Source organism: Marichromatium sp. AB32, assembly GCF_003718675.1.
GTDB classification, from domain to species: domain Bacteria; phylum Pseudomonadota; class Gammaproteobacteria; order Chromatiales; family Chromatiaceae; genus Marichromatium; species Marichromatium gracile.
On the sequence record NZ_RHFJ01000057.1, the window covers coordinates 1 to 18,856 of the forward strand.

The 18,856-nt window shown below is 69.9% G+C and carries 16 protein-coding genes; 4 read left to right on the plus strand and 12 right to left on the minus strand.

Going from position 1 to position 18,856, the window contains the following annotated elements:
• Window positions 1-231: 231 nt before the first annotated feature.
• From queE to queC, 3 genes are read right to left on the minus strand one after another with little or no spacing between them, the layout of a single operon-like run.
• Entirely contained in the window at window positions 232-873 is a 642-nt protein-coding gene (gene queE / locus EBL85_RS13905; protein WP_123143218.1) for a 7-carboxy-7-deazaguanine synthase, read from the minus strand.
• Window positions 870-1,967, minus strand: coding sequence for a 6-carboxytetrahydropterin synthase (locus EBL85_RS13910; protein ID WP_123143219.1), 1,098 nt, complete (start codon window positions 1,965-1,967; stop codon window positions 870-872). Before EBL85_RS13910 ends, queE begins: the two co-directional genes overlap by 4 nt.
• Window positions 1,964-2,659 (minus strand): 7-cyano-7-deazaguanine synthase QueC, encoded by a 696-nt coding sequence (gene queC / locus EBL85_RS13915; RefSeq protein WP_123140875.1) that lies wholly within the window; start codon window positions 2,657-2,659, stop codon window positions 1,964-1,966. The genes EBL85_RS13910 and queC overlap by 4 nt, the downstream gene beginning before the upstream one ends.
• A gap of 272 nt (window positions 2,660-2,931) precedes the next feature.
• On the opposite strand from queC, the gene EBL85_RS13920 reads away from it, so the two are divergent.
• A complete protein-coding gene (locus EBL85_RS13920) occupies window positions 2,932-3,630 on the plus strand; it encodes a cytochrome b/b6 domain-containing protein (RefSeq protein WP_123143220.1) in 699 nt (232 codons plus the stop codon).
• Between the two features lie 74 nt (window positions 3,631-3,704).
• Here EBL85_RS13920 and EBL85_RS13925 read toward each other — a convergent pair whose 3' ends face one another.
• The 4 genes from EBL85_RS13925 to EBL85_RS13940 are packed head-to-tail and all read right to left on the minus strand — an operon-like array spanning window position 3,705 to window position 8,369.
• A complete protein-coding gene (locus EBL85_RS13925; RefSeq protein WP_123140873.1) occupies window positions 3,705-4,172 on the minus strand; it encodes a cytochrome c in 468 nt (155 codons plus the stop codon).
• Between the two features lie 34 nt (window positions 4,173-4,206).
• Window positions 4,207-5,706, minus strand: coding sequence for a diguanylate cyclase (locus EBL85_RS13930; protein ID WP_223806155.1), 1,500 nt, complete (start codon window positions 5,704-5,706; stop codon window positions 4,207-4,209).
• Window positions 5,699-6,277 carry a YfiR family protein gene (locus tag EBL85_RS13935; protein WP_223806156.1) on the minus strand — a complete coding sequence of 193 codons (579 nt, stop codon included), beginning with the start codon at window positions 6,275-6,277 and terminating at the stop codon, window positions 5,699-5,701. The genes EBL85_RS13930 and EBL85_RS13935 overlap by 8 nt, the downstream gene beginning before the upstream one ends.
• A gap of 25 nt (window positions 6,278-6,302) precedes the next feature.
• Window positions 6,303-8,369 (minus strand): TonB-dependent siderophore receptor, encoded by a 2,067-nt coding sequence (locus EBL85_RS13940; RefSeq protein WP_123143222.1) that lies wholly within the window; start codon window positions 8,367-8,369, stop codon window positions 6,303-6,305.
• Between the two features lie 633 nt (window positions 8,370-9,002).
• Here EBL85_RS13940 and EBL85_RS13950 point away from each other — a divergent pair.
• From EBL85_RS13950 to EBL85_RS13960, 3 genes are read left to right on the plus strand one after another with little or no spacing between them, the layout of a single operon-like run.
• Entirely contained in the window at window positions 9,003-9,335 is a 333-nt protein-coding gene (locus EBL85_RS13950; RefSeq protein WP_123143224.1) for an STAS domain-containing protein, read from the plus strand.
• A gap of 6 nt (window positions 9,336-9,341) precedes the next feature.
• Entirely contained in the window at window positions 9,342-9,770 is a 429-nt protein-coding gene (locus EBL85_RS13955) for an ATP-binding protein (RefSeq protein ID WP_123143225.1), read from the plus strand.
• Window positions 9,767-11,665: a PP2C family protein-serine/threonine phosphatase gene (locus tag EBL85_RS13960; RefSeq protein WP_123143226.1), complete on the plus strand. Its 1,899-nt coding sequence runs from the start codon at window positions 9,767-9,769 to the stop codon at window positions 11,663-11,665. The genes EBL85_RS13955 and EBL85_RS13960 overlap by 4 nt, the downstream gene beginning before the upstream one ends.
• A gap of 6 nt (window positions 11,666-11,671) precedes the next feature.
• On the opposite strand, the gene EBL85_RS13965 is transcribed toward EBL85_RS13960, so the two are convergent.
• The 5 genes from EBL85_RS13965 to EBL85_RS13985 all read right to left on the minus strand — a co-directional run.
• The gene (locus EBL85_RS13965) at window positions 11,672-14,371 is read right to left on the minus strand and encodes an acyl-CoA reductase (RefSeq protein WP_123143227.1); all 2,700 of its coding nucleotides are present in this window, start codon (window positions 14,369-14,371) and stop codon (window positions 11,672-11,674) included.
• 12 nt (window positions 14,372-14,383) lie between these two features.
• Complete coding sequence (locus EBL85_RS13970; protein ID WP_123143228.1) at window positions 14,384-15,502, minus strand: acyl-protein synthetase; 1,119 nt, start codon at window positions 15,500-15,502, stop codon at window positions 14,384-14,386.
• Window positions 15,499-16,809, minus strand: coding sequence for a phenylacetate--CoA ligase family protein (locus EBL85_RS13975; RefSeq protein WP_123140863.1), 1,311 nt, complete (start codon window positions 16,807-16,809; stop codon window positions 15,499-15,501). The genes EBL85_RS13970 and EBL85_RS13975 overlap by 4 nt, the downstream gene beginning before the upstream one ends.
• Before the next feature lie 4 nt (window positions 16,810-16,813).
• Window positions 16,814-18,178: a phenylacetate--CoA ligase gene (locus EBL85_RS13980; protein ID WP_123143229.1), complete on the minus strand. Its 1,365-nt coding sequence runs from the start codon at window positions 18,176-18,178 to the stop codon at window positions 16,814-16,816.
• Window positions 18,168-18,856, minus strand: a 689-nt coding sequence (locus EBL85_RS13985) for an MFS transporter (protein WP_190288093.1), incomplete at its 5' end; no start/stop codon positions are given. The genes EBL85_RS13985 and EBL85_RS13980, both read right to left, overlap by 11 nt.

Below are 18,856 nucleotides of genomic sequence, written 5' to 3' on the forward strand. Positions count from 1 at the left end.
CTTTGCGGTTCAAAGCAGCTTCCAGCGATCAGCCTCCAGCCGCCAGTGACTGCCTGTCTTCGAGTGTTGGTCGGAAACGCACGCCAACCGGTCGCTGACAGCGAATGGGGAGTGGCGCTATCGTCGACGCCGACCATCCACTGGCGGCTGGCCGCTGATGGCTGGCAGCTTGAATCCCTGCGCGCCCTTTGCGGCTTTGCGGTTCAATCCGCTGGCGGCTGGCGGCCGACCTCAGGGCAGCCCGACGAGCTTGTGCATCTGGATGCCGAGCCGCCAGCGCGGATCGGCGAGGCAGTGAGCGGCGGCGGCCTCGGTGTGGGCCGCGCGCTCGGCGTCGTCGAGCGGCTGGAGGATACGGTGCTCGAAGGCGAGTCCGACATAGCGCTCGGGCTCGGCGCCGGGCTGCGGATAGACCAGCTTGAGTTCGTCGCCACGGCGCACCATCAGCTCGGTCCCGGCCTTGGGGCTGATACAGACCCAGTCGATCCCCGCCGGCAGTGCCAGGGTGCCGTTGCTCTCGACGCCAACCTCGAAGCCATGCGCGTGCAGTGCCGCGATCAGGGCGACATCGAGCTGCAGCGCCGGCTCGCCGCCGGTACACACCACATAAGGGATGGCCTCAGGGTCGGCATCGCGCGGCCAGCACGCGGCGATGTGCGCGGCGAGTCGCTCGGCGTCGACGAAATACCCGCCGCCGGCGCCATCGGTGCCGCGAAAATCGGTATCGCAGAAGCGACACCGGGCGGTGGCGCGATCGCGCTCCAGCCCCGACCACAGGTTGCAACCGGCGAAGCGACAGAACACCGCCGCGCGCCCGGCCTGGGCGCCCTCGCCCTGGAGGGTGTAGAAGACCTCCTTGACCGCGTAGCTCATACCGGCAGCGCCGGGCCCTGCGGCCCCCAGCTGAGCACCGCGCCACAACCCGGGGTCTGGTGCAGGTCGATCCGATCGAGCGCGGGCAGCGCATCGCCGACCTCGGCGCGGATCCAGCGCGCCAGCGCGCCCGGCGCGGCCTGATCGATCCCCGGCAGGGTGTCGAGACGGTGATGGTCGAGCCGCGCATAGACCGGCTTGAACAGCCGCTTGACGTCGCCGTAGTCGACCGTCCAGCCCATCACCCGATCGAGCGGCGCACACAGATGCAACCGCAGCAGATAGCTGTGACCGTGCAGCCGACGGCGCGCATCGCCCTCGGGCGCGGCGCTCAGGCTGAGCGCGCTCTCGAAACGCTGCTCCTTCCAGATCCGGTAGCTGCTACCGTCGAACTGGCAGCCGGCGGTCGCCGTCTCGTAGACGCTGACCCAGGACAGCGGCGCGAACTCGGGCTTGAGCCGCGCCCAGATCCAGGCGGCGAGCATCTCGCTGGTGGGGTTCTCGAGCCCGGGGATGTCGTTGAGACAGGCATGATCGAGGGTGGCGCCGAGCGGCGCCCAGAGGGCGTCGATACAGTCGTAGTCGACACCCATGTCCTGGTCCTCGGCCAGGGTCTGGTCGGCATGGAGGATGACCTCGAAGCCGTGACCGTGCATCCGCCCGCATTGGTGCCCCTCGGGGACGTTGGGCAGCTGGTGGGCGGACTCGAAACGGAAGCGTCGCCACAGATGGCAATGGCCGTCGGCATCGAGGTCGACGCCCTGGTCGCGGGTACTGTGGATACCGACCGATTCGACCCCGTCGAGGGCGAGATGATCGCGCACCCAGCGCGCCAGGTTCTCGTCGGTGGGCACCCGCAGCCGGGTGTTGAGATCGGCATAGTCGAGCGGCGCGACCGCCTCGGCGAGACGCTCGCGCAGCGTGTCGGTCTCGGCGCCGGCAAAGGGCGCCCAGCCGGGCGCCAGCTCGGTGCGCACCCGGGCGAGGAAGCTGTGGCCGTGGAGCGCGCGGCAACGGTGCTCGGCAGGCAGCACGGAGACGTGACGGGCCGCCTCGAAGGGGGCGGCGGCGACATGGAGAAGACGTTCGGTCATGGGTTCTCGAATCGGTTGAGCAGTGGATCGGCGACCCCGGCCTCGGCGAAGCCCTTGGCGCGCAGCAGGCAGGAATCGCAGCCGCCGCAGGGACGGCCGTGCGCGTCGGGGTCGTAGCAGCTGGAGGTGAGGGCGTAGTCGACGCCGAGCGCCAGTCCGCGCTGGATGATCCCGGCCTTGGTCAGGTCGATCAGCGGGGTGTGGATCCGCAACCGCTGACGCCCCTCGACCCCGGCGACGGTGGCGAGGTTGGCCATCTGCTCGTAAGCGGCGATGTACTCGGGGCGACAGTCGGGATAGCCGGAGTAGTCGAGGGCGTTGACACCGATGAAGATGTCGCTCGCCCCCAGGGTCTCGGCCCAGGCCAGGGCGAAGGAGAGAAACACCGTGTTGCGCGCCGGGACATAGGTGACCGGGATCGCCGAGTCCATCTCCTCCGCGGAGCGCCCCTTGGGCACCGCGATGTCGGCGGTCAGCGCCGAGCCGCCGAAACGACGCAGATCGATATCGGCGATCACATGCTCGACCACCCCGAGCTGCGCGGCCACCCGCGCGGCGGCGTCGAGCTCGCAGCCATGGCGCTGACCATAGCGAAACGACAGCGCATGGGGGGCGAAGCCCTGGTCCTTGGCGATCGCAAGCACGGTGGTCGAGTCGAGGCCACCGCTGAGCAGCACCACTGCTGGGGTCATTGGGTCGTGTCTCCGAAAAAAGCGATTGTCCGCCGGGGCGTGCTTGGCAGGGTTCGGCCCGGTGGGTGAAACTGATGGCGAGCGCGGGCGTCGAACCCCGCGGCGGGCGGGCCGCGAGCCCGTGCCGGGATTGTCCCGCCGCGCGGCCAGCGCGCGCAACGACGATCGTCAGCGCCCGCCGTCCGGAACCGTCGCCGCCCGAGGCGCGACGGCCCTTATCCGGGTCGTGACCGATCACGTCCCGGACTCAACCGAACCATGGATCGATCATCATGCAAGCATACCGTATCCGGCTCTGGGATCTGCCGACCCGGGCCGTGCACTGGCTGCTGTTCGTGCTGGTGGTGGCGGCCTACGTCACCGGCGAGATCGGCGGCAACCTGATGACCTGGCACGGCTGGATCGGGCTGGCGATCGCCGGTCTGATCGCCTTTCGCGTCACCTGGGGGGTGGTCGGCTCGACCTATGCCCGCTTCAGCCAGTTCGTGCGCGGCCCGCGCGCGGTGCTCGACTACCTGCGTGGACGCTGGCACGGCGTCGGCCACAACCCGCTCGGCGCGGTCTCGGTGCTGGTGCTGCTCGGCATCCTCGCCATCCAGACCCTCACCGGCCTGTTCGGCAACGACGACATCGCCTTCGAGGGACCGCTCTACCCGCTGGTCTCCAAGGACGTCAGCGACTGGCTGATCGGGCTGCACCGCCAGGCCTACTGGCTGATCATCGCGCTGGTCTCGCTGCACGTGGCGGCGATGCTGTTCTACGCCCTGGTGCGCAAGAACAACCTGGTCATCCCGATGATCAACGGCGCCAAGGAGGTCGACGACCCCGCCATCCCCTCGGCGCGCGGCGGTGGACCGATCGCCCTGGTGTTCGCGCTGCTGGTCGCGGCACTGGTGGTGTGGATCGCCGCCGGCGGGCTCTTGCCCGCCCCGCCACCGCCACCACCGCCGGGCAGCATCCCGGCCTGGTGAGGCGATAACGCAAGAGGCCGCCCGGAGGCGGCCTCGTCGTTCCATGGGTCCGTCACCGGACCCGGGCCGGGCGATCAGTCGTCGGCGCGGAACTTGTCGTGACAGGACTTGCAGCTCTGGCCGAGCTTGCCGAAGGCATCCTGCACCGCGGCCTGATCGCCAGCGGCGGCGACCTCGGCCATGTTGTTGGCGGCGGCGATGAAGTTACGCGCCACCTTGCCGACCTCTTCCATGTTCTCGAAGAACTCGGGCTTGACGTCGGTCTCGACGTCGCCCACGTCCTTGTCGGTGCCGGGACCGTAGAGCGCGCCCATGCCCGAGTTGGCGATCGCGGCGATGGCGTTGGCCGCGGCCTCGACCTGCCCCTGATCAAAGTCACCCTGGAGGTTGGCCTTGATCTTACCCATGTTCCAAGCCATGAAGCTGTAGCCGGCCTGACGGTACTGGATCTGATCCTCGGGCTTGAGCTCGGCGGCGGAGGCGACACTGGCGAGCGCGACGGCGAGGACGCCGGCGACAGCGCTGGCTGGCATGCGTTTCATTGACTATCTCCCTTAAACGTAACTGACGGTCGGTTCATCCGTCTCGCCCATGCTGGCGAGCGCCCCCAATGTCGGGGCGTTGATCGAGCAATTCAACCCCGGTTGGCGACATATCGGTCAAGACCTGATCCTTGCCCGCCTTCTTCGCCCGATAGAGGCTGTCGTCGGCGAGCTTGACGAAGGCGTCGACGGAGACGCCGTTGAACTCGCACACACCGCCACTGATGGTCACCCGCAACCCCGCCTGCGGCCACCCCAGCGCGCTGACCTGCACCCGGATCCGCTCGGCCACCTCACGGGCCGCCGAGAGATGGGCATGGGGCAGGATCACCATGAACTCCTCGCCACCATAACGCCCGATCACATCGACCTCGCGAACGCACTGGCGCAGCTCCTCGGCCACCCGCACCAGCACCTCGTCGCCCACCGGATGGCCGTACTGATCGTTGATCTTCTTGAAGTCGTCGAGATCGAAGAGAAAGATCGACAGCGGCTGATGATAGCGGTGGAACATGTCCACCTCCTTGCCCAGCATCGAGAACAGATAGCGGCGGTTGTAGAGGCCGGTCAACCCATCGGTGAAGGAGGCCGCGCGCAGCTCCTCCTGGATCGCCTTCAGTCGGGTGACATCGACCAGCGACACCAGCCGCCCCTGACCTCCCGAGAAGCGCAGCTCGACCGTCGACACCAGCGCCCAGCGCAACTCGCCGTCCTCGGTCGGGATACACATCTCGCGCTGCTCGCCATCACCGCTCGGCAGTCCGGCGGCAAGCAGATAGCGCCAGTCCTCACTGTTCAGATCGCCGGCCATCCCCTCCAGCGCGAGATAACGGCGCGCCGCCTCGTTGGCCCGCGACAGGCTGCGCCGCCCCGGCTCGTGGAGCACCATCGGGAAAGAGGCCGCCTCGAAGACATTGCGCAGGTTGGACTCGCTCTCGCCGAGGCGGCGCAGCAAGCGGCTGATACCGACCCAGGCCAGGGTGATCAGCACCAACATTGTCCCCGCACCCCACAGCAGTTTGCCACGCACCCCGGCGATCAGCTGCTGCAGGAACTCGGGATTGGCGTAGAACCGGACCACCCCGATGAGCAGATGGTCGCGCGGGTGATAGAGCGCGATCGGCACCAGCACGCAACTCTCGCAGCCCAGGTCGCCACGCGTCATGTCGAGACACCCCTTGGGCAGATCCAGCATGTCGTAGTCGAGCACCAGCTCGATGCGATGGATGAAGGCGATGCCGGTCGACTGGTCCTCGAGCAGCAGGATGGCATCGAGCGCCGCCTGCAGCTCGCCACGCAGATACTCGGGGCGGGCCGTACCGTCGAGCAGCCGCTCGAGTCCCGGGGCCTGGGCCTGGGCAAAGGCGCGTGACTGGCTCTCGTAGTGCTCGCGCAACAGGGGTTCGAGCGCGAACATCCAGTAGACGCTGCTGACGGCGATGATGGTGGCACCCAGCAGCGCGAAGATCAGCGCCAATACTCGCTCGAATCTCAGCGACGCCTGGCCCAGCATCACCATTGCGCCTTTATTCATGGATCTTGGCCACCTGCAGGAAGAAGGAGCGGAACCGAATCCCGGCACGCTCGGCCTGCCCGAGATTGACCAGCGGCAGGATACGGTCGGCCACGTGCAGACCGGCCACGGCGCCACGCTCGACGTCGCCGGCAAAGGGGGAGAATACCAGCACACCGTGCTCGCGCGACCAGGTGCGCAGCTGTCCGCTCGACAGACCCGGGGTGGCGACGAAGATCGCCCCCGGCGGCCCCCGGCGCCAGCGTTCGGCATCGAGTTCGTGGGCGGGCAGGGTCTCGACCCGCAGTGGATGATCACGCACCGTGGCAACCCCCCCGAGCACCTGGGCCGCCTGACGCGCGGTATCCAACGCACCTTCGTAGACCACCACCACGTGCAGCACATCACCCGCGCCGAGATGCCTCTCCAACCCCTCGAGCGCCCCCAGACAGGCGGGGAAGAGCTTCAACCCGACGCGCAATCGCTGCTCGTCCTCCGGCCACAGCCCGGTCCGCTCGGCCATTGCCTGCCCGGTATACAGCCAGCCCCCCAGCAGCAGCGGCCAGCAGAGCGCAAGAGGAGTGATGAGCACGCGCCATCGCGACATCGGAGCGCCCTCAGAAGCTGTATCCGACCGACAGCCACCAGCGCCGCCCCGGCGTCGGATAGCCATCGGGATAGACCAGCCCGACGCCGTCATAACTGGTGAGCTGGTCGGGGAGCCAGACCTCGGTATCGGTCAGGTTCTTCACCCCGAGGTGCAGGAAGGGACCACCGCCGACCTGGCGATAGCTCAGCGTCAGGTCGAGCTGGGTACTGGCATCGACCGCATCGCGCGGATCGCGCTCGGCGCGATGTCGCGGCCCGACATGGCGCAGCTGCAATGCAGCGGTCCAGCGCTCGTGCGGTCGCCAGAGCAGCGCGAGATTGGCCAGCAGGTCGGCGCCGCCGGCCAGCGGCTCATCGCTGTCACGCCGACGCGCATCGACCAGCGAGAGGTTGGCGTCGATCTTGAAACGAGCACCGAAGCGGTGCTGGTACTCCAGCTCGACCCCCTGCAGCCGAGCATCCGGTCCATTGACGAAACCGTCGAGACCCTGGTCGTCGAACTGGATCGGGCGGGTGAGATCGGAGTGGAAGAGGATCAGTCGCGCCTCCCAAGTCGGTCGCTTGAAGATATAGCCAAGCTCATAGCTGGCGATCTCGCCGGCGTGCAGATCACCTGCCGGGGCGTATTCCAGTTCGTAGAAGGTCGGCGGACGGAAGGCACGGGCGTACTGCAGCTTGAGGATGTTCGACGCGTCGATCCGCCAGACCGCAGCGAGCCGCGGACTGACCAGCGAGCCGACGTCGCTGTAGTCGTCGTAGCGCAGCGTCGCGGTCAGCATCACCCGCTCGCCGAGGTTGAACTGGTCCTGTATCAGCGCACTGAGGATCCGCCGCGAGCGGGCGGTGTCGAGCCATTCCGGCTCGAGCGCGAACGGCAATCCCGACCACGCCCAGCTCGCCTCGTCGATCTCGACATGGGCCGCCTCCAGACCGAGCAGCAGCGCGTGTCCCTCCAACCCGTACCAATGGAGATCGGCGACGGCCTCGTAGCGCTGCTCGCGGTAGTCCTGATCCATGAACACCGCCTCATCGGCCAGATAGCCGGCAGGAAAGACGAACAATCGATCGCGATCACGTTCATGCTCGATGGCCTCGGCCCGCAGCTCGAGTTCGAGCGTCTCGGAGAGCGCCATCCGGTGGCCCAGCTGCAGCGCCACATAGCGCTGGCGCGCGGCCAGATTGCCGTCGTCGGGCGGGAGGAAATGGTTGATGCCGAAATGATCGCCATTGGCGTCGTCGATCAGCCGCAGCTTGGCAAAGCTCGCGCCCCAGCGCAGATCAGTGAGGAGGGCACGATAGCGAAACGCGGCATTGGCCGGTCCCGGCGCATTCGACAGCCCGTCGAGTCCGAGCGGGTCGAGGGCATCGCGCTCGACCCACGCCTTGCCGCCATCGCCCTGGGTGCCGGCCAGGTTGACCGAGACCTCCAGATCACGCGCCCGGTCCTCCCAGAACCAGCGCCCGGTCACACCCTGAGCGCCGCCTTCTGCAGCCATGCCCCCGAGCACGCGCTCTCGGGTGCGCGTGATGACATTGACCACACCGGCAAAGGCATACTCGCCATGGACCGACGAACCCGGCCCGCGAATCACCTCGATGCGCTCGATCTGCTCGATGGGCATGTTGAGCACCGGATTGGCGGTGGCCATCAGGGTCGAGTTCATCGACATGCCGTCGAGCAGCACCTTGATGTTGCCCGAGCCATAACCGTGTCCGACGCCACGACTGAGGACCTGTCGCTCACCGGTCACCTCGAGCGCCGGGCTCATCCCCGGGACCAGCGCCAGCGCCTCCCAGACGGTGCGCGCACCGCGCGCCAGCATCTCGTCACCGAGCAGGATGGTCGCCATCCCGGGGACGAAGTCGGCGTTCATCCCGCTACGGGTGGCCAGCTGCGTCTCGGTCTCCAGCAGATCGAGCAGACCCGCGATCTGATCGGCCTCGGTGCGCGCGGCGCCCTGTGCCTGCCCCCAACACACCAGCCCGGCGACACCGACCAGCCAGCCAAATTGCCAGGATCGCCGCTCACCCGAGCGGCCACCCCGTCGACTGTACACATCACACAGCGAATCCATACACCCTCGACTTCCTTCGAGTTGAGTCCATCCCTACCAAGCGGACAGCGAGCGCGGGAACACGACCCATGGCATCGAAATGCATCGAGAAGGCGGCGATCATCCCCTTCTTCCTCGTATCGGCCCGCCGATTAGAGCATGCCAAGAGGCCCGCCAGGAGTCGGCACGGACAGGCGGAGCGACCAGCCGCGGGTCGGCCAAGGGCCAGCGGATCGCGATCGGGATGCAGCGCCGCCGACAGCGCCTGCCCCACCCCGCCTTCCAATACGAGCGAGACGGGTGCTAGCATCATGACGCCCACAGCCATGTCGGCAGTGATGCGAAAAGGGACTGACAACGATGTTGATCAAATCAGCGCTGGGGGCCGCTTCGGCCGTCCTGCTCATGCATTCTTGGCTATCCACCGACGCCGCGCTCCCGGTCCATGAGGCGCCGACCCAGCCAGTCGGAGAGCAGCTTGCGGGCTGCCCGCCTTTCTGCGACCAGGAACCGGGCCTTGACATCCTCGCCAGCCACCCAGGCTGACGGCCATTCCCCACAAGTGCCCCTCGGCTCCAGCGGGGCACCGACACAACGCCGCTGGTGTCCTCCAACCACCCTCAGCACAGCGCTCCGCAACGAGGAGATTGAACCATGGAGCTAGCCGTTCAGCAGACACCCAGTGCGCAGATCATCGCCCTCCGCGGCAGGCTCGACACCCTCACCGCGCCGAGCTACGAGGCCCGGGCGCTCGCGCTCATCGATGACGGCGCCACCCGCATCGTACTCGACCTCGCCGGGCTCACCTACATCAGCAGCGCCGGGCTGCGCTCGCTGATCGTCACCGCCAAGGCCTTGCAGCAGCAGGGCGGCGTCCTGTTGCTCGCCAGCCTCACCGGCAATGTCCGCGACGTGTTCGAGATGGCGGGACTCGACGCCATCTTCAAGACTTACGACTCCGTCGCCACGGCGCTCGACGCCGCCTAGGGGCCGGTGACGACCCAGCGGCTCGAACTCCCGGCCGAGACCGCGGCCCTGCCCCGGGCGCTGGCCTTCGTCGTCGCGGCGGCCGAAGGGGCCGGGCTCGCAGCCGAGGCCCGGGGACGGCTGGAGCTGGCCGTCGAGGAGGTCTTCGTCAACCTCTGTACCCACGCCTACCCCGTCGATGCGCCAGGCTGGGTCGAGATCAGCACCCACCACGCCGACGACCGCCTGACGATCGAGATCCGCGACGGCGGCATCCCCTTCGACGGCACCCGCGCGCCGACACCGGACCTGACGCGACCGCTGGCGACACGCCCGGTCGGCGGTCTCGGCTGGGTGCTGGTCCGCCGTCTGGTCGACGCCCTCGACTACCGTCGGGTCGACGACGGCAACCTGCTGCGCCTGACCATGCGCCTCCCCGGCCAACCACGCCGATGAGACGCCCGAGCATCGCCGCCCGGCTGAGCCTGATCGTCTCGCTCTACACCTCGGCGATCCTGCTCGCGGTACTCGGGGTCGACTATCTGCGCTCGCTCGCCACCCTCGAGGCCGAGATCGACCGCGGCGCGCGCCTCCAGACCGAGGCCACCGCCAACGCCCTCGAGATCCCGCTGAGCGCAGCCGCCCGCACCGCCCGCGCGCTGGCCGCGGCGCTCAACCACGGCCACTTCGACGACGCCGGCGCGCGCGAACTGCTGCGTCAGGGCATCGCCGACAACCGCGACGTCCTCGGCGGCGCCCTGCTCTTCGCCCCGGCCCCGACCGGCACGCCACGCCCACGCGACCATGACTGCCGTTGGCGCGGCACCGAGGTCGAGTGTCTGGACGGGCGCGAGGTCGAACGCGGCCCGACGGACACGCCCCTGCCCCACCCGGCGCCGGTTGACGGGCTGTCCTGGTCGCCCCCCTACTTCGACGACGACCTCGGTCAGGCGCGCATGGTGACGCTGAGCGCCGCCTTCGACGGCGGTCGGGTGAGCCTCGACCTGAACCTCGACCGACTCACCCGCGAGGTCGCCGCGCTGCGCCTCCTCGACAGCGGTCACGCCGCACTGCTCGACGCCGGGGGCACCTTCATCACCCATCCCCTGGCCGGTCTGGCGCTGCGCCGCGACATCCACGCCGTGCCCGAGGCGCTCGGGCTCGATCATCATCCCGAACGCGCCGCCGAACTGCTCTCGGGGCACCCCGGCGTGATCGACGGGGTCGATGTCTCGGGCGATCCCATCCGTCTCTATCACGCCCCGGTCGCCCCCCCCGGCTGGACCCTGGTGGTAGTGCTGCCGGCCGAGGAGATCGACGACGACGTCCGCGCCCTGGCGCTGACCACCAGCGCCATCGGCCTGCTCGGGCTGGCGCTGATGCTGGTGGCGATCACCCTCAGCGCACGCGCCATCACCCGACCGCTGCGCCGACTGGTCGCGGCGACCCGCGAGGTCGCCGCGGGACGACTCGACACCCCGCTTCCGGTCCACCCGCGCGCCGACGAGATCGGCGACCTCACCGTCGGCTTCGCCACCATGACCCGCTCGCTGCGCGATCACATCGAGCGTCTCACCGCCAGCACCGCCGCCCAGGCGCGCATCGCCAGCGAGCTGCACATCGCCCACGACATCCAGCTCTCGATCCTGCCGCGACGGCTGGCGCCGCACCCCGCCTTCGAGCTCCACGCCCTGGTCGAGCCGGCACGCGAGGTCGGTGGCGACTTCTACGACTGCTTCGCCCTCGATGCCGAGCATCACTGTCTGGTGATCGCCGATGTCGCCGGCAAGGGGGTGCCGGCGGCGCTGTTCATGGCGGTGGCCAAGACCCTGGTCAAGGCGACGAGCACGCCCGGGCGCGGCCCCGCCGAGGTGCTCGAGCGGGTCAACGCCGAACTCGCCCGCGACAACCCGCGGTGCATGTTCGTCACCCTGTTCTACGCCATCCTCGATCATCGCAGCGGTGAGCTGATCCATAGCAACGCCGGACACAACCCGCCGCTGCTGCTGCGCGCCGAGGGCAGCGTTGAACCCCTGCCCTCGCAGCGACAACTGGTGCTCGGGGTGATGGAAGGGGCGCACTATCGCGACGCGCGCGCCCGGCTCGCGCCGGGCGATCGCCTGCTGCTCTACACCGACGGGGTCACCGAAGCGATGGACGCCGAGGCCGGGCTCTATGGCGAGGCGCGACTGCGCGAGGCCCTGCGCGCGCTCGGCCCCGGCTCACCCCGGAGCCTGGTCGAGGGCCTCCTCGACGGGGTCCACGCCTTCGCCGGCGACACGCCCCAGGCCGACGACATCACCCTGATGGCGTTGGCCTATCGCGGCGCGGGCGCGCCGCTCGGGGACTGAGCCGCGCTAGCCGCGCTCGTCCACCGTCAGCCGGATCTTGCCGGTCTTGGGGTTGCGCTCGATACCGTCGAGCGCCAGCACCTCGATGCGCGTCGGCGCCACCAGCCCGGCCTCGGTCATCGCGCGGATCTCCTTGGAGTCGTGCAGCAGGCGCCGCAACAGCGTCTCGGCGAGCCCGGCGGCGTCCTCCGACGCGGTATCGGCGGCGCGCTCGACCCGCACCACCAATTGATCGCGATGCCCGTCGAGGCGCGCGCGCAGCTGGAAGTGGGCACCCAGCCCGGGCACCGCGGCGATCGCCGCCGCCACCACCTCGGGCTGGATGTTGCCGCCGCCGATGATCAGCACGTCGTCGGCGCGCCCGAGCAGCTCCATGCGCCGGGTGCGCCGACCGCAGGGGCACTCGCCCTCGACCCAGCGCCCGAGGTCGCCGACGTCGTAGCGGATGGTCGGCATCAGCCGCCGCTGCAGGTTGGTCACCACCACCTTGCCGATCTCGCCCGGCCCCACGGGCGCCAGGGTCTCGGGGTGGAGCAGCTCGACATGGTGCAGGTCCTCGTGGACATGGTGCACCCCGCCCTCGCAGTGCGCGCACTGATAACCGATGGCGCCGGTGTCGTTGGTGGTGTAGCCGGTGGAGGCGAAGCGCGTGATGCCGAGCACCCGGCCGAGATAGGCGCGCGAGCCGGCGAACAGGTGCTCGCCGCCGGTGGCGACCTTGTCGATGCGCAGCGCCACCCCGTGCGCCTCGACGTACTCGGCCAGCGACAGCAGCACCGAGGGGATGGTGATGATGGCGGTGGCGCCGTAGCCGGTGAGCTGCTCGACGATCTGCTCCATCGGCAGGTTGCCCGAGATCGGCAGGATGCGACAGCCGGTGACCTCCAGCGCCTGGTTGTAGGAGACGAAGGAGGCCCACATGCTGCCGGCGAAGAGCAGGTTGGCGACCACGTCGCCGGGGCCGAACACCGACAGCGCCAGCCCCTTGCCGAGCCGCAGCGCGTTGGCGTGCTGCTCGGCGACGGTGCGATAGACCAACTTGGGCGCGCCGGTGGTGCCGCCGCTGGAGAACACATAGCCGTCGCTCGCGCTCGCCGTCAGCAGCCCGTCGCCGCGCGGCGGCAGATGCAGCTTGTAGTCCTCGCCGGACATCAGCGGCAGCCGACGCACATCGTCGAGTCCGCTCAGGGCGATCCCGGCATAGCGCTCGCGCAACAGCGGCGAGCCCTGGCGACAGTCCTCGATCACCTGCAGCAGCCGCGAGCGGGTCTGGGCGTCGCGCTCGGCGTCGGGGAGGAAATCGAAGCTGTCGCCCGAATCGTCGAGCCGGCGCCAGGGCGCGCTCTCCGCGCCCTGCTCGAGCCGATCGCGCGCCAGCGAGGTCCAGCGCACCAGGGTCGCCAGCCCGCGGGTGCCGTCGTGCGGGGTGCCGTGCTTGCGCACCGCCATGCGCCCGATCTCGACCATGCGGTCGGCGCCCAGCGCCGAGAGCGCGCGCCCGAGCCGCCGCGCGCGCGCCTCGTCGGTGAGCAGCGCCACGGTCTGGATGTACTCGCCCATCGGCGCGACCCGCTCGATCACCGACTCCAGCCGATCGACCGGCTTGATGATCAGGGTACGGTGCTGGCACGAGGTCTCGAACTCGGGATCGTCGCGCAGCGCCAGCGTCCAACCGGCGCCGCCGCCGTGCAGCAAGTCGCCCACGCCCATCGCCCGCTCCACCTTGGCCAGCTCGCGCACCTTGTCGATCTCGACCGCGGCATCGCCGCTGATCGCCCCCGGCGGGATCTCCTCGGCCCAGCAGGTCAGCGCCGCGCCGAGCGCCGCCATCAGCCGCTCGGCGGTCTCGCGCCCCTCGACATAGACCACGTGCGGCGAGGAGCAGGCCGACTGCTCCCACATCACCGCATCGCGCGCGATCAGTCGGGCGCAGGCGGACAGCCCGCGCCGCTCGAGCGCATCGGCGGCGACCATCACGAAGCTGTACTTGGGTCCGTACTCGATCAGCCGGGTGTGCAGCCCGAGATCGCGGCGATAGCTGCGGATGGTGTCGGCGCCGCCGTAGACGACGATGGCGTTGCAGTCGCGCTTGAGCACCCGCTCCACCCCCTGATCGCCGCCCTTCCAGGTCAGCAGCGCCAGCGCGCGGGCGATATCGCCGCGCTGGTCGTGATCGCGCAGGCTGGAGGCGAAGAGCACCGGGAAGATCGGATCGACCGAGGACATCTTCATCAGGTTGACGTTGCGGGTGACGATGCCCTGGATCAGGCTGTCGACCCCGCCGACGAAGACGTTGCCGGCCGAGACATGGGCCAGCACCCCCAGCGGCTGGGCCTTGACCAGCCCCTGGAAGCGGGCATCGAACACCCAGTCGTCGAGCATCCGCGCATCCCCCAGGTCGCAGCCCAGGCGGGTGAGCAGGTTCTCGCGGCGCAGCAGGTCGACCATCACCTCGATCCCGGCCTCGATCATCGCCGGACTGAAGCCGATCCGCGCGGGCAGCTGCCGCAGCGCCTCGACCCGGTAGGGATAGTCCGGCGCGCTCCAGGCCCGCGCGACGCGATCGAGCAGGTCGAGCAGATAGCCCTGCGGGGTGGCGGCCACCCGCGCCTTCATCGCGTGCGCGCGCGAGAGGATCGCCTCCAGCCGCGCCCCGGTCAGCGGCGCCTCGGCATGGTCGATCTCGCCGTGGATGTAGTTGTGCATGGCGTGGCTCCCTCAGCTCTTGAGCAGCTCGGCGGCGGTGATCGCGCAGCCCTGGTGCTTGGCGACGCCGGCGCGCCCGATGATGTCGAGCGTGTGCCCGCCGCGCCCGCAGGGGCAGCCCTGGTCGACGATCGCGTAATCGGTGGCGAGCACCGACAGCGCCGGCTGCGCCAGGTTGTAGGGCGAGATCACCTGCAGCAGTCCCGGCTCGCCCCGCCCCAGCGGCTCCAGCCCGCCGGGGCGGCGGGTGAGCGCGCGGGCATAGACCGGGACGTGGAAGCGCCCGGCCTCGCAGGTCATGTAGGGCACGCCGTGCTCGACGAAGCCGTAGACGTCGTGCTGCGCCTCGGGCGGGATGCCGAGGTGCTCGGCGGCGACGGCGGCGAAGCGCGCGCGCGGCACCGCCTCGTCCTGGGCCGCCTTCCAGCCGCCGGCGAGGATCATCAGGCTGCCGGGCGGGAAGTCGAGCCGCAGCTCGCGCGCCGCCATCTCGCGCAGCATCCGCCAGGCGAAGGCGGGGAAGCCGATCACCCGCAGCGCCAGTCCGCTCGCGGCGAAGCGCGCGAGCTGCTCCAGACACTCCTCGACCCGGAACACCGCCGCGCCCTCGGCGTCGGCGTGGATGGCGAAGAAACGCTCGGCGGCGGGCGCGAAGGCGGTATAGCGGCTGTGCGCATGGGCCGCGCCCTTGCCCCCGGCGACCTCGGGCGCGTAGGCGAACACCAGATAGTTCGCCGGCTCGCTCGACTCCAGCCCGAGCCCGCGCACGATCGCCGCGCGCATCGCGTCCTGACGCGCCATCGAGCCCTGGTCCCAGGCGATCTGGCTCTGCTGACCGCTGGTGCCGCTCGAGGTGAAGGTGGCCACCAGCTCGCGCTCGGGCACCGAGAGCAGGCGATGGCGCTTGAAGACGTTGACCATGATCCAGGGCAGCTCGACGAGATCGTCGATGCGCGCCAGGCGCTCCGGCGTGAAGCCCTCCTGCTCGCAGAGCCGGCGATAGGTCGGACAGTGGGCGATGTGGTGGGCGCAGACCTCGCGCACGGCGGCGAGGAAGCGGCGGTCGGCCTCCGCGCCGGCGGCGAAGGCATCGAGTTCGAACAGTGCGTCCAGCGAGGCGATCGCGCTCATGATGCGGGCTCCTCGACCCTCAGGTCGTGCAGATGGCGGACCTTGCCGGTCACCGGGCTGCGCTCGAGACTGCCGAGCGCGACGAAGCGGGCCTCGAGCCGCGCCAGATAGCCGCGCTCGCGCGCCACCCCGAGCTCGGGGATGGCCGTCTCCAGCGCGCCGACCAGGGTCTCGGCGTGGGGCGCGGCGGCGGTCGGGTCGCCGGCCTCGACCACCAGTTCGAGGGCGATGCGGTTGGCCTCGTCGGCGATGCGCAGACAGTAGTTGGGGCTGATGCCGTCGCGCCCGGCGACCGTCTCCACCGCCCGCTCGACCACCGCCATGGCGACATAGGCGCCGCCGAGCTTGAAGTCGTCGCCGGCGCGCCCGGCCAGGCGCAGCACCGGGTTGCGATCGCCGCAGGCGCAGGGCTCGCCGGTATAGCAGCCGCGATCGCCGATGCGATAGCGCACGATCGGCTGCGAGCGCCGCGCCAGGTTGGTCACCAGCAGCTCGCCCTCCTCGCCGCTCTCAGCGACCCGTCCGCGCTCCATATCGACGACCTCGATGAGCTGGAAATCGCTCGGCACGTGATAGGCATTGGGCGCGCAGCGGCGACACTGATAACCCATCAGCCCGGCGTCGGCGCTGGTATAGGCCAGGGCGTGGATCTCGACCTCGGCGCCGAAGGCGCGCTGCAGATGCGTCCGCACCGCCGGGCTCATGTGCTCGCCGGCATAGGCGATCAGCCGCAGCCCGGGGAAGCGGATGGCGTCGCGCAGCGCCAGATCGGCGAGAAACACGAACAGCGTCGGCAGGCTCAGCATCACCGTCGGCTGGAACTCGCGACAGAAGCGCAGCACCGTCTCCACCGGGATGTTGGCCGAGATCGGCAGGTGCAGCGCGCCGAGGCGCTTGATGATCTCGTGACCGCCGAGGAAGGACGGCCACAGACTGCCGGCGACCAGCAGATTGGCCACCCGGTCCTTCGCCCCGACCCCGATCAGCGCCAGCGCCCGGGCCTGTTCGGCGCAGAAGCGGTCCCACTCGGCATGGGTGAGCACGGTATAGCGCGCCATGCCGCTGGTGCCCCCGGTCGAGGTCACGATCATCCCCTCGGGCGGCACGGTGAGCATGGTTCCGGTCCGCGGCCAGGCGTTGTCGTAGAGCTCCTGGCGGCTCAGCACCGGCAGCGCGCGCCACTGCGTCCAGTCCATCGGCGCCGGCATGCCGGCGTACTTGGCCGCGAAGAAGGGCGCGGCCAGCGCGGCGTGCCAGATCTCGCGGGCGCGTCCGAGCTGGTGCTCGGACTCGATCCAGGGAAACATGCGGCTACTCCTCCTCGTCCAGGATGAAACGGTGCTTGACGCTCGGGTCGAGAGCGGCGATGTCGCGCAGCTCGACCTCGATCAGCGACCCGCCGGCGGCGGCGCAGAGGTTGTCGTACTTGGCCGCGAACTCGAGGCTGTGCTCGCGCAGGAAGGCGAGCAGGCGCTCGCCGTAGTCCTCGGCGCGCCCCGCCCCGTCGCGGGTGAAGACCCGGAAGAACAGCCGCGCGACGCCCGCGCGCTCGCGCCGCACCACCTGGAACAGGCCGCCGTAGCCGAACGCCTCGGGCAGGCCGAGGAGGAAGTCGCCGATCGCCGCCACCGGCAGGTTGGTGCCGTAGAACACCAGCGCGTCGCTGACCCGACCGTGGACATAGAGGAGCTGCTCGGGCAGCGCCGCAAGCAGCGCCTCGGGCAGCCCCGTCTCGGCGGCGAGCTGCGCGCGCGCGAGCAGCCCGCCCTGGTCGCGGGTGTTGTAGCGCACCAACGGGATCAACTGGTCCTTGGTGACCACGATCTCGCCGCCGATGATCTCGATCAGCGCCTTGGGCGTGGGCGCGAGCAGCATCGGCGCCTCGGCGCGGCCGAACAGCGCCCGCAACCGCTCGGGACGGCGCGCGAGCCACTTGCGCAGCGCGATGGTCGCGGCGGTCTCGACGCCGAGATCCCCGGTATCGGCCGAGCCGTAGCCGGTCCAGACGCAGAACGGGGCCTCGACCGGGTGGCCGAAGTCGCGCGCCACCTGCTCGCGGAAGCGCTCGGTGAAGAACTCGCCGACCACCGGGAAGGCGACGCTGCCCGGGGCTAGGTCCGGGCAGTGCGCGCGCAGCAAGGCGCCGAGCAGGCTGATGTTCGACGGGTTGGTGAGGATCAGACACTGCTCGAACTGCTGATGGAAGCGCTGATACAGCGCTGCGGCCTCGCGCAGGTTGAGCCCCGGGGTCGCGACGGTGATCGGGTGACGGGCGCTGGCGGCCAGGGTGCGCAGGGCCGCGGCCAGCTGCATCCCGCCGATCCAGGTACCGAGGGCGAGACAGACCATCACCAGGGTACGTCTGCGCTCGATGCCGTGATGCGCGATCAGCATCTGCTCGATGGCGGCGACATAGTCGCCCTCGTCGGCCGGGCGCTTGGGCCAGAAGGTCGAGCCGCCGCGGCTGAACCCCGAGGAACTGCCGATCAGGTGGCAACCCTCGAGACTGCCGCCATGACAGAGCGTCTCCACCGGATAGGCGAGCAGATAGCCCTGCTTGTCCATCAGCGGCAGCGCCGCCCAATCCCCAGGCGCGCTCAACCCGGCCGCGGCGAGGAAGCGGCGATAGGCCGGCACCGAGTCGTGGACCGCGCGCACGAACTGCTCAGGATTCAACGCACACCTCCTTGAGGGCTTGCAGCCGGGCAACCCAGAGCGTGATCAGCAGCATCACCGCCGCGCTGACCAGCAGGGCCCCACCCGGGCGGATGAGATCCGTGACCACGCCCATCACGCCATAGGCCAGCGGCTGCAGCGACAGCGCCAGGGCGGTCACCAGGGCCATGATCTTGCCCCGGCTGGCATCCTCCAGCAGACGCTGGAACAGGGTGATGAGGGTGATGTTGATGGCGCTGAGCCCGACCCCGACCCCGACGAGTCCGGCCCCGGCGAGCGCCAGCCAGGGGCTGAGCGCAACCACCACGAGACACCCGGCCATCACCAGGAACCCGGCGAGCACCACGCGGCGCTCGCCGGGACGATGCCGCGTCGACAGCGCCAGCGAGCCGCCGAGCATCCCCGCGCCGAAGCAGGCCATCAGCAGCCCCAACCCGGCGGCGCCGGCGTCATGGACGCCCTCGGCCAACACCGGGGTGACCACGGGTACCGCGGCGAAGAAGAAGTTGACCACCGCCACCGGCCCCATCAGCGCGCCGATCAAGGGGGCGCGACGCAACGCCTCGCGCCCCGCGCGCAGCTCCGACCAGAACCCCAGGCGCGGCGCGACGCGGCGCGCCGGCTCGCGCACCGAGACGATGAACAGCGCCGAGAGCAGGAAGGAGACGGCATTGATGG

Bases quoted from the DNA above. Each gene is read 5' to 3' on its own strand.
- EBL85_RS13925 (WP_123140873.1), bottom strand. From the start codon at position 4,172: ATGAAACGCATGCCAGCCAGCGCTGTCGCCGGCGTCCTCGCCGTCGCG.
- EBL85_RS13975 (WP_123140863.1), bottom strand. From the start codon at position 16,809: ATGTTTCCCTGGATCGAGTCCGAGCACCAGCTCGGACGCGCCCGCGAG.
- queE (WP_123143218.1), bottom strand. From the start codon at position 873: ATGAGCTACGCGGTCAAGGAGGTCTTCTACACCCTCCAGGGCGAGGGC.
- EBL85_RS13965 (WP_123143227.1), bottom strand. From the start codon at position 14,371: ATGCACAACTACATCCACGGCGAGATCGACCATGCCGAGGCGCCGCTG.
- EBL85_RS13950 (WP_123143224.1), top strand. From the start codon at position 9,003: ATGGAGCTAGCCGTTCAGCAGACACCCAGTGCGCAGATCATCGCCCTC.
- EBL85_RS13930 (WP_223806155.1), bottom strand. From the start codon at position 5,706: ATGAATAAAGGCGCAATGGTGATGCTGGGCCAGGCGTCGCTGAGATTC.
- EBL85_RS13920 (WP_123143220.1), top strand. From the start codon at position 2,932: ATGCAAGCATACCGTATCCGGCTCTGGGATCTGCCGACCCGGGCCGTG.
- queC (WP_123140875.1), bottom strand. From the start codon at position 2,659: ATGACCCCAGCAGTGGTGCTGCTCAGCGGTGGCCTCGACTCGACCACC.
- EBL85_RS13960 (WP_123143226.1), top strand. From the start codon at position 9,767: ATGAGACGCCCGAGCATCGCCGCCCGGCTGAGCCTGATCGTCTCGCTC.
- EBL85_RS13940 (WP_123143222.1), bottom strand. From the start codon at position 8,369: ATGGATTCGCTGTGTGATGTGTACAGTCGACGGGGTGGCCGCTCGGGT.
- EBL85_RS13970 (WP_123143228.1), bottom strand. From the start codon at position 15,502: ATGAGCGCGATCGCCTCGCTGGACGCACTGTTCGAACTCGATGCCTTC.
- EBL85_RS13910 (WP_123143219.1), bottom strand. From the start codon at position 1,967: ATGACCGAACGTCTTCTCCATGTCGCCGCCGCCCCCTTCGAGGCGGCC.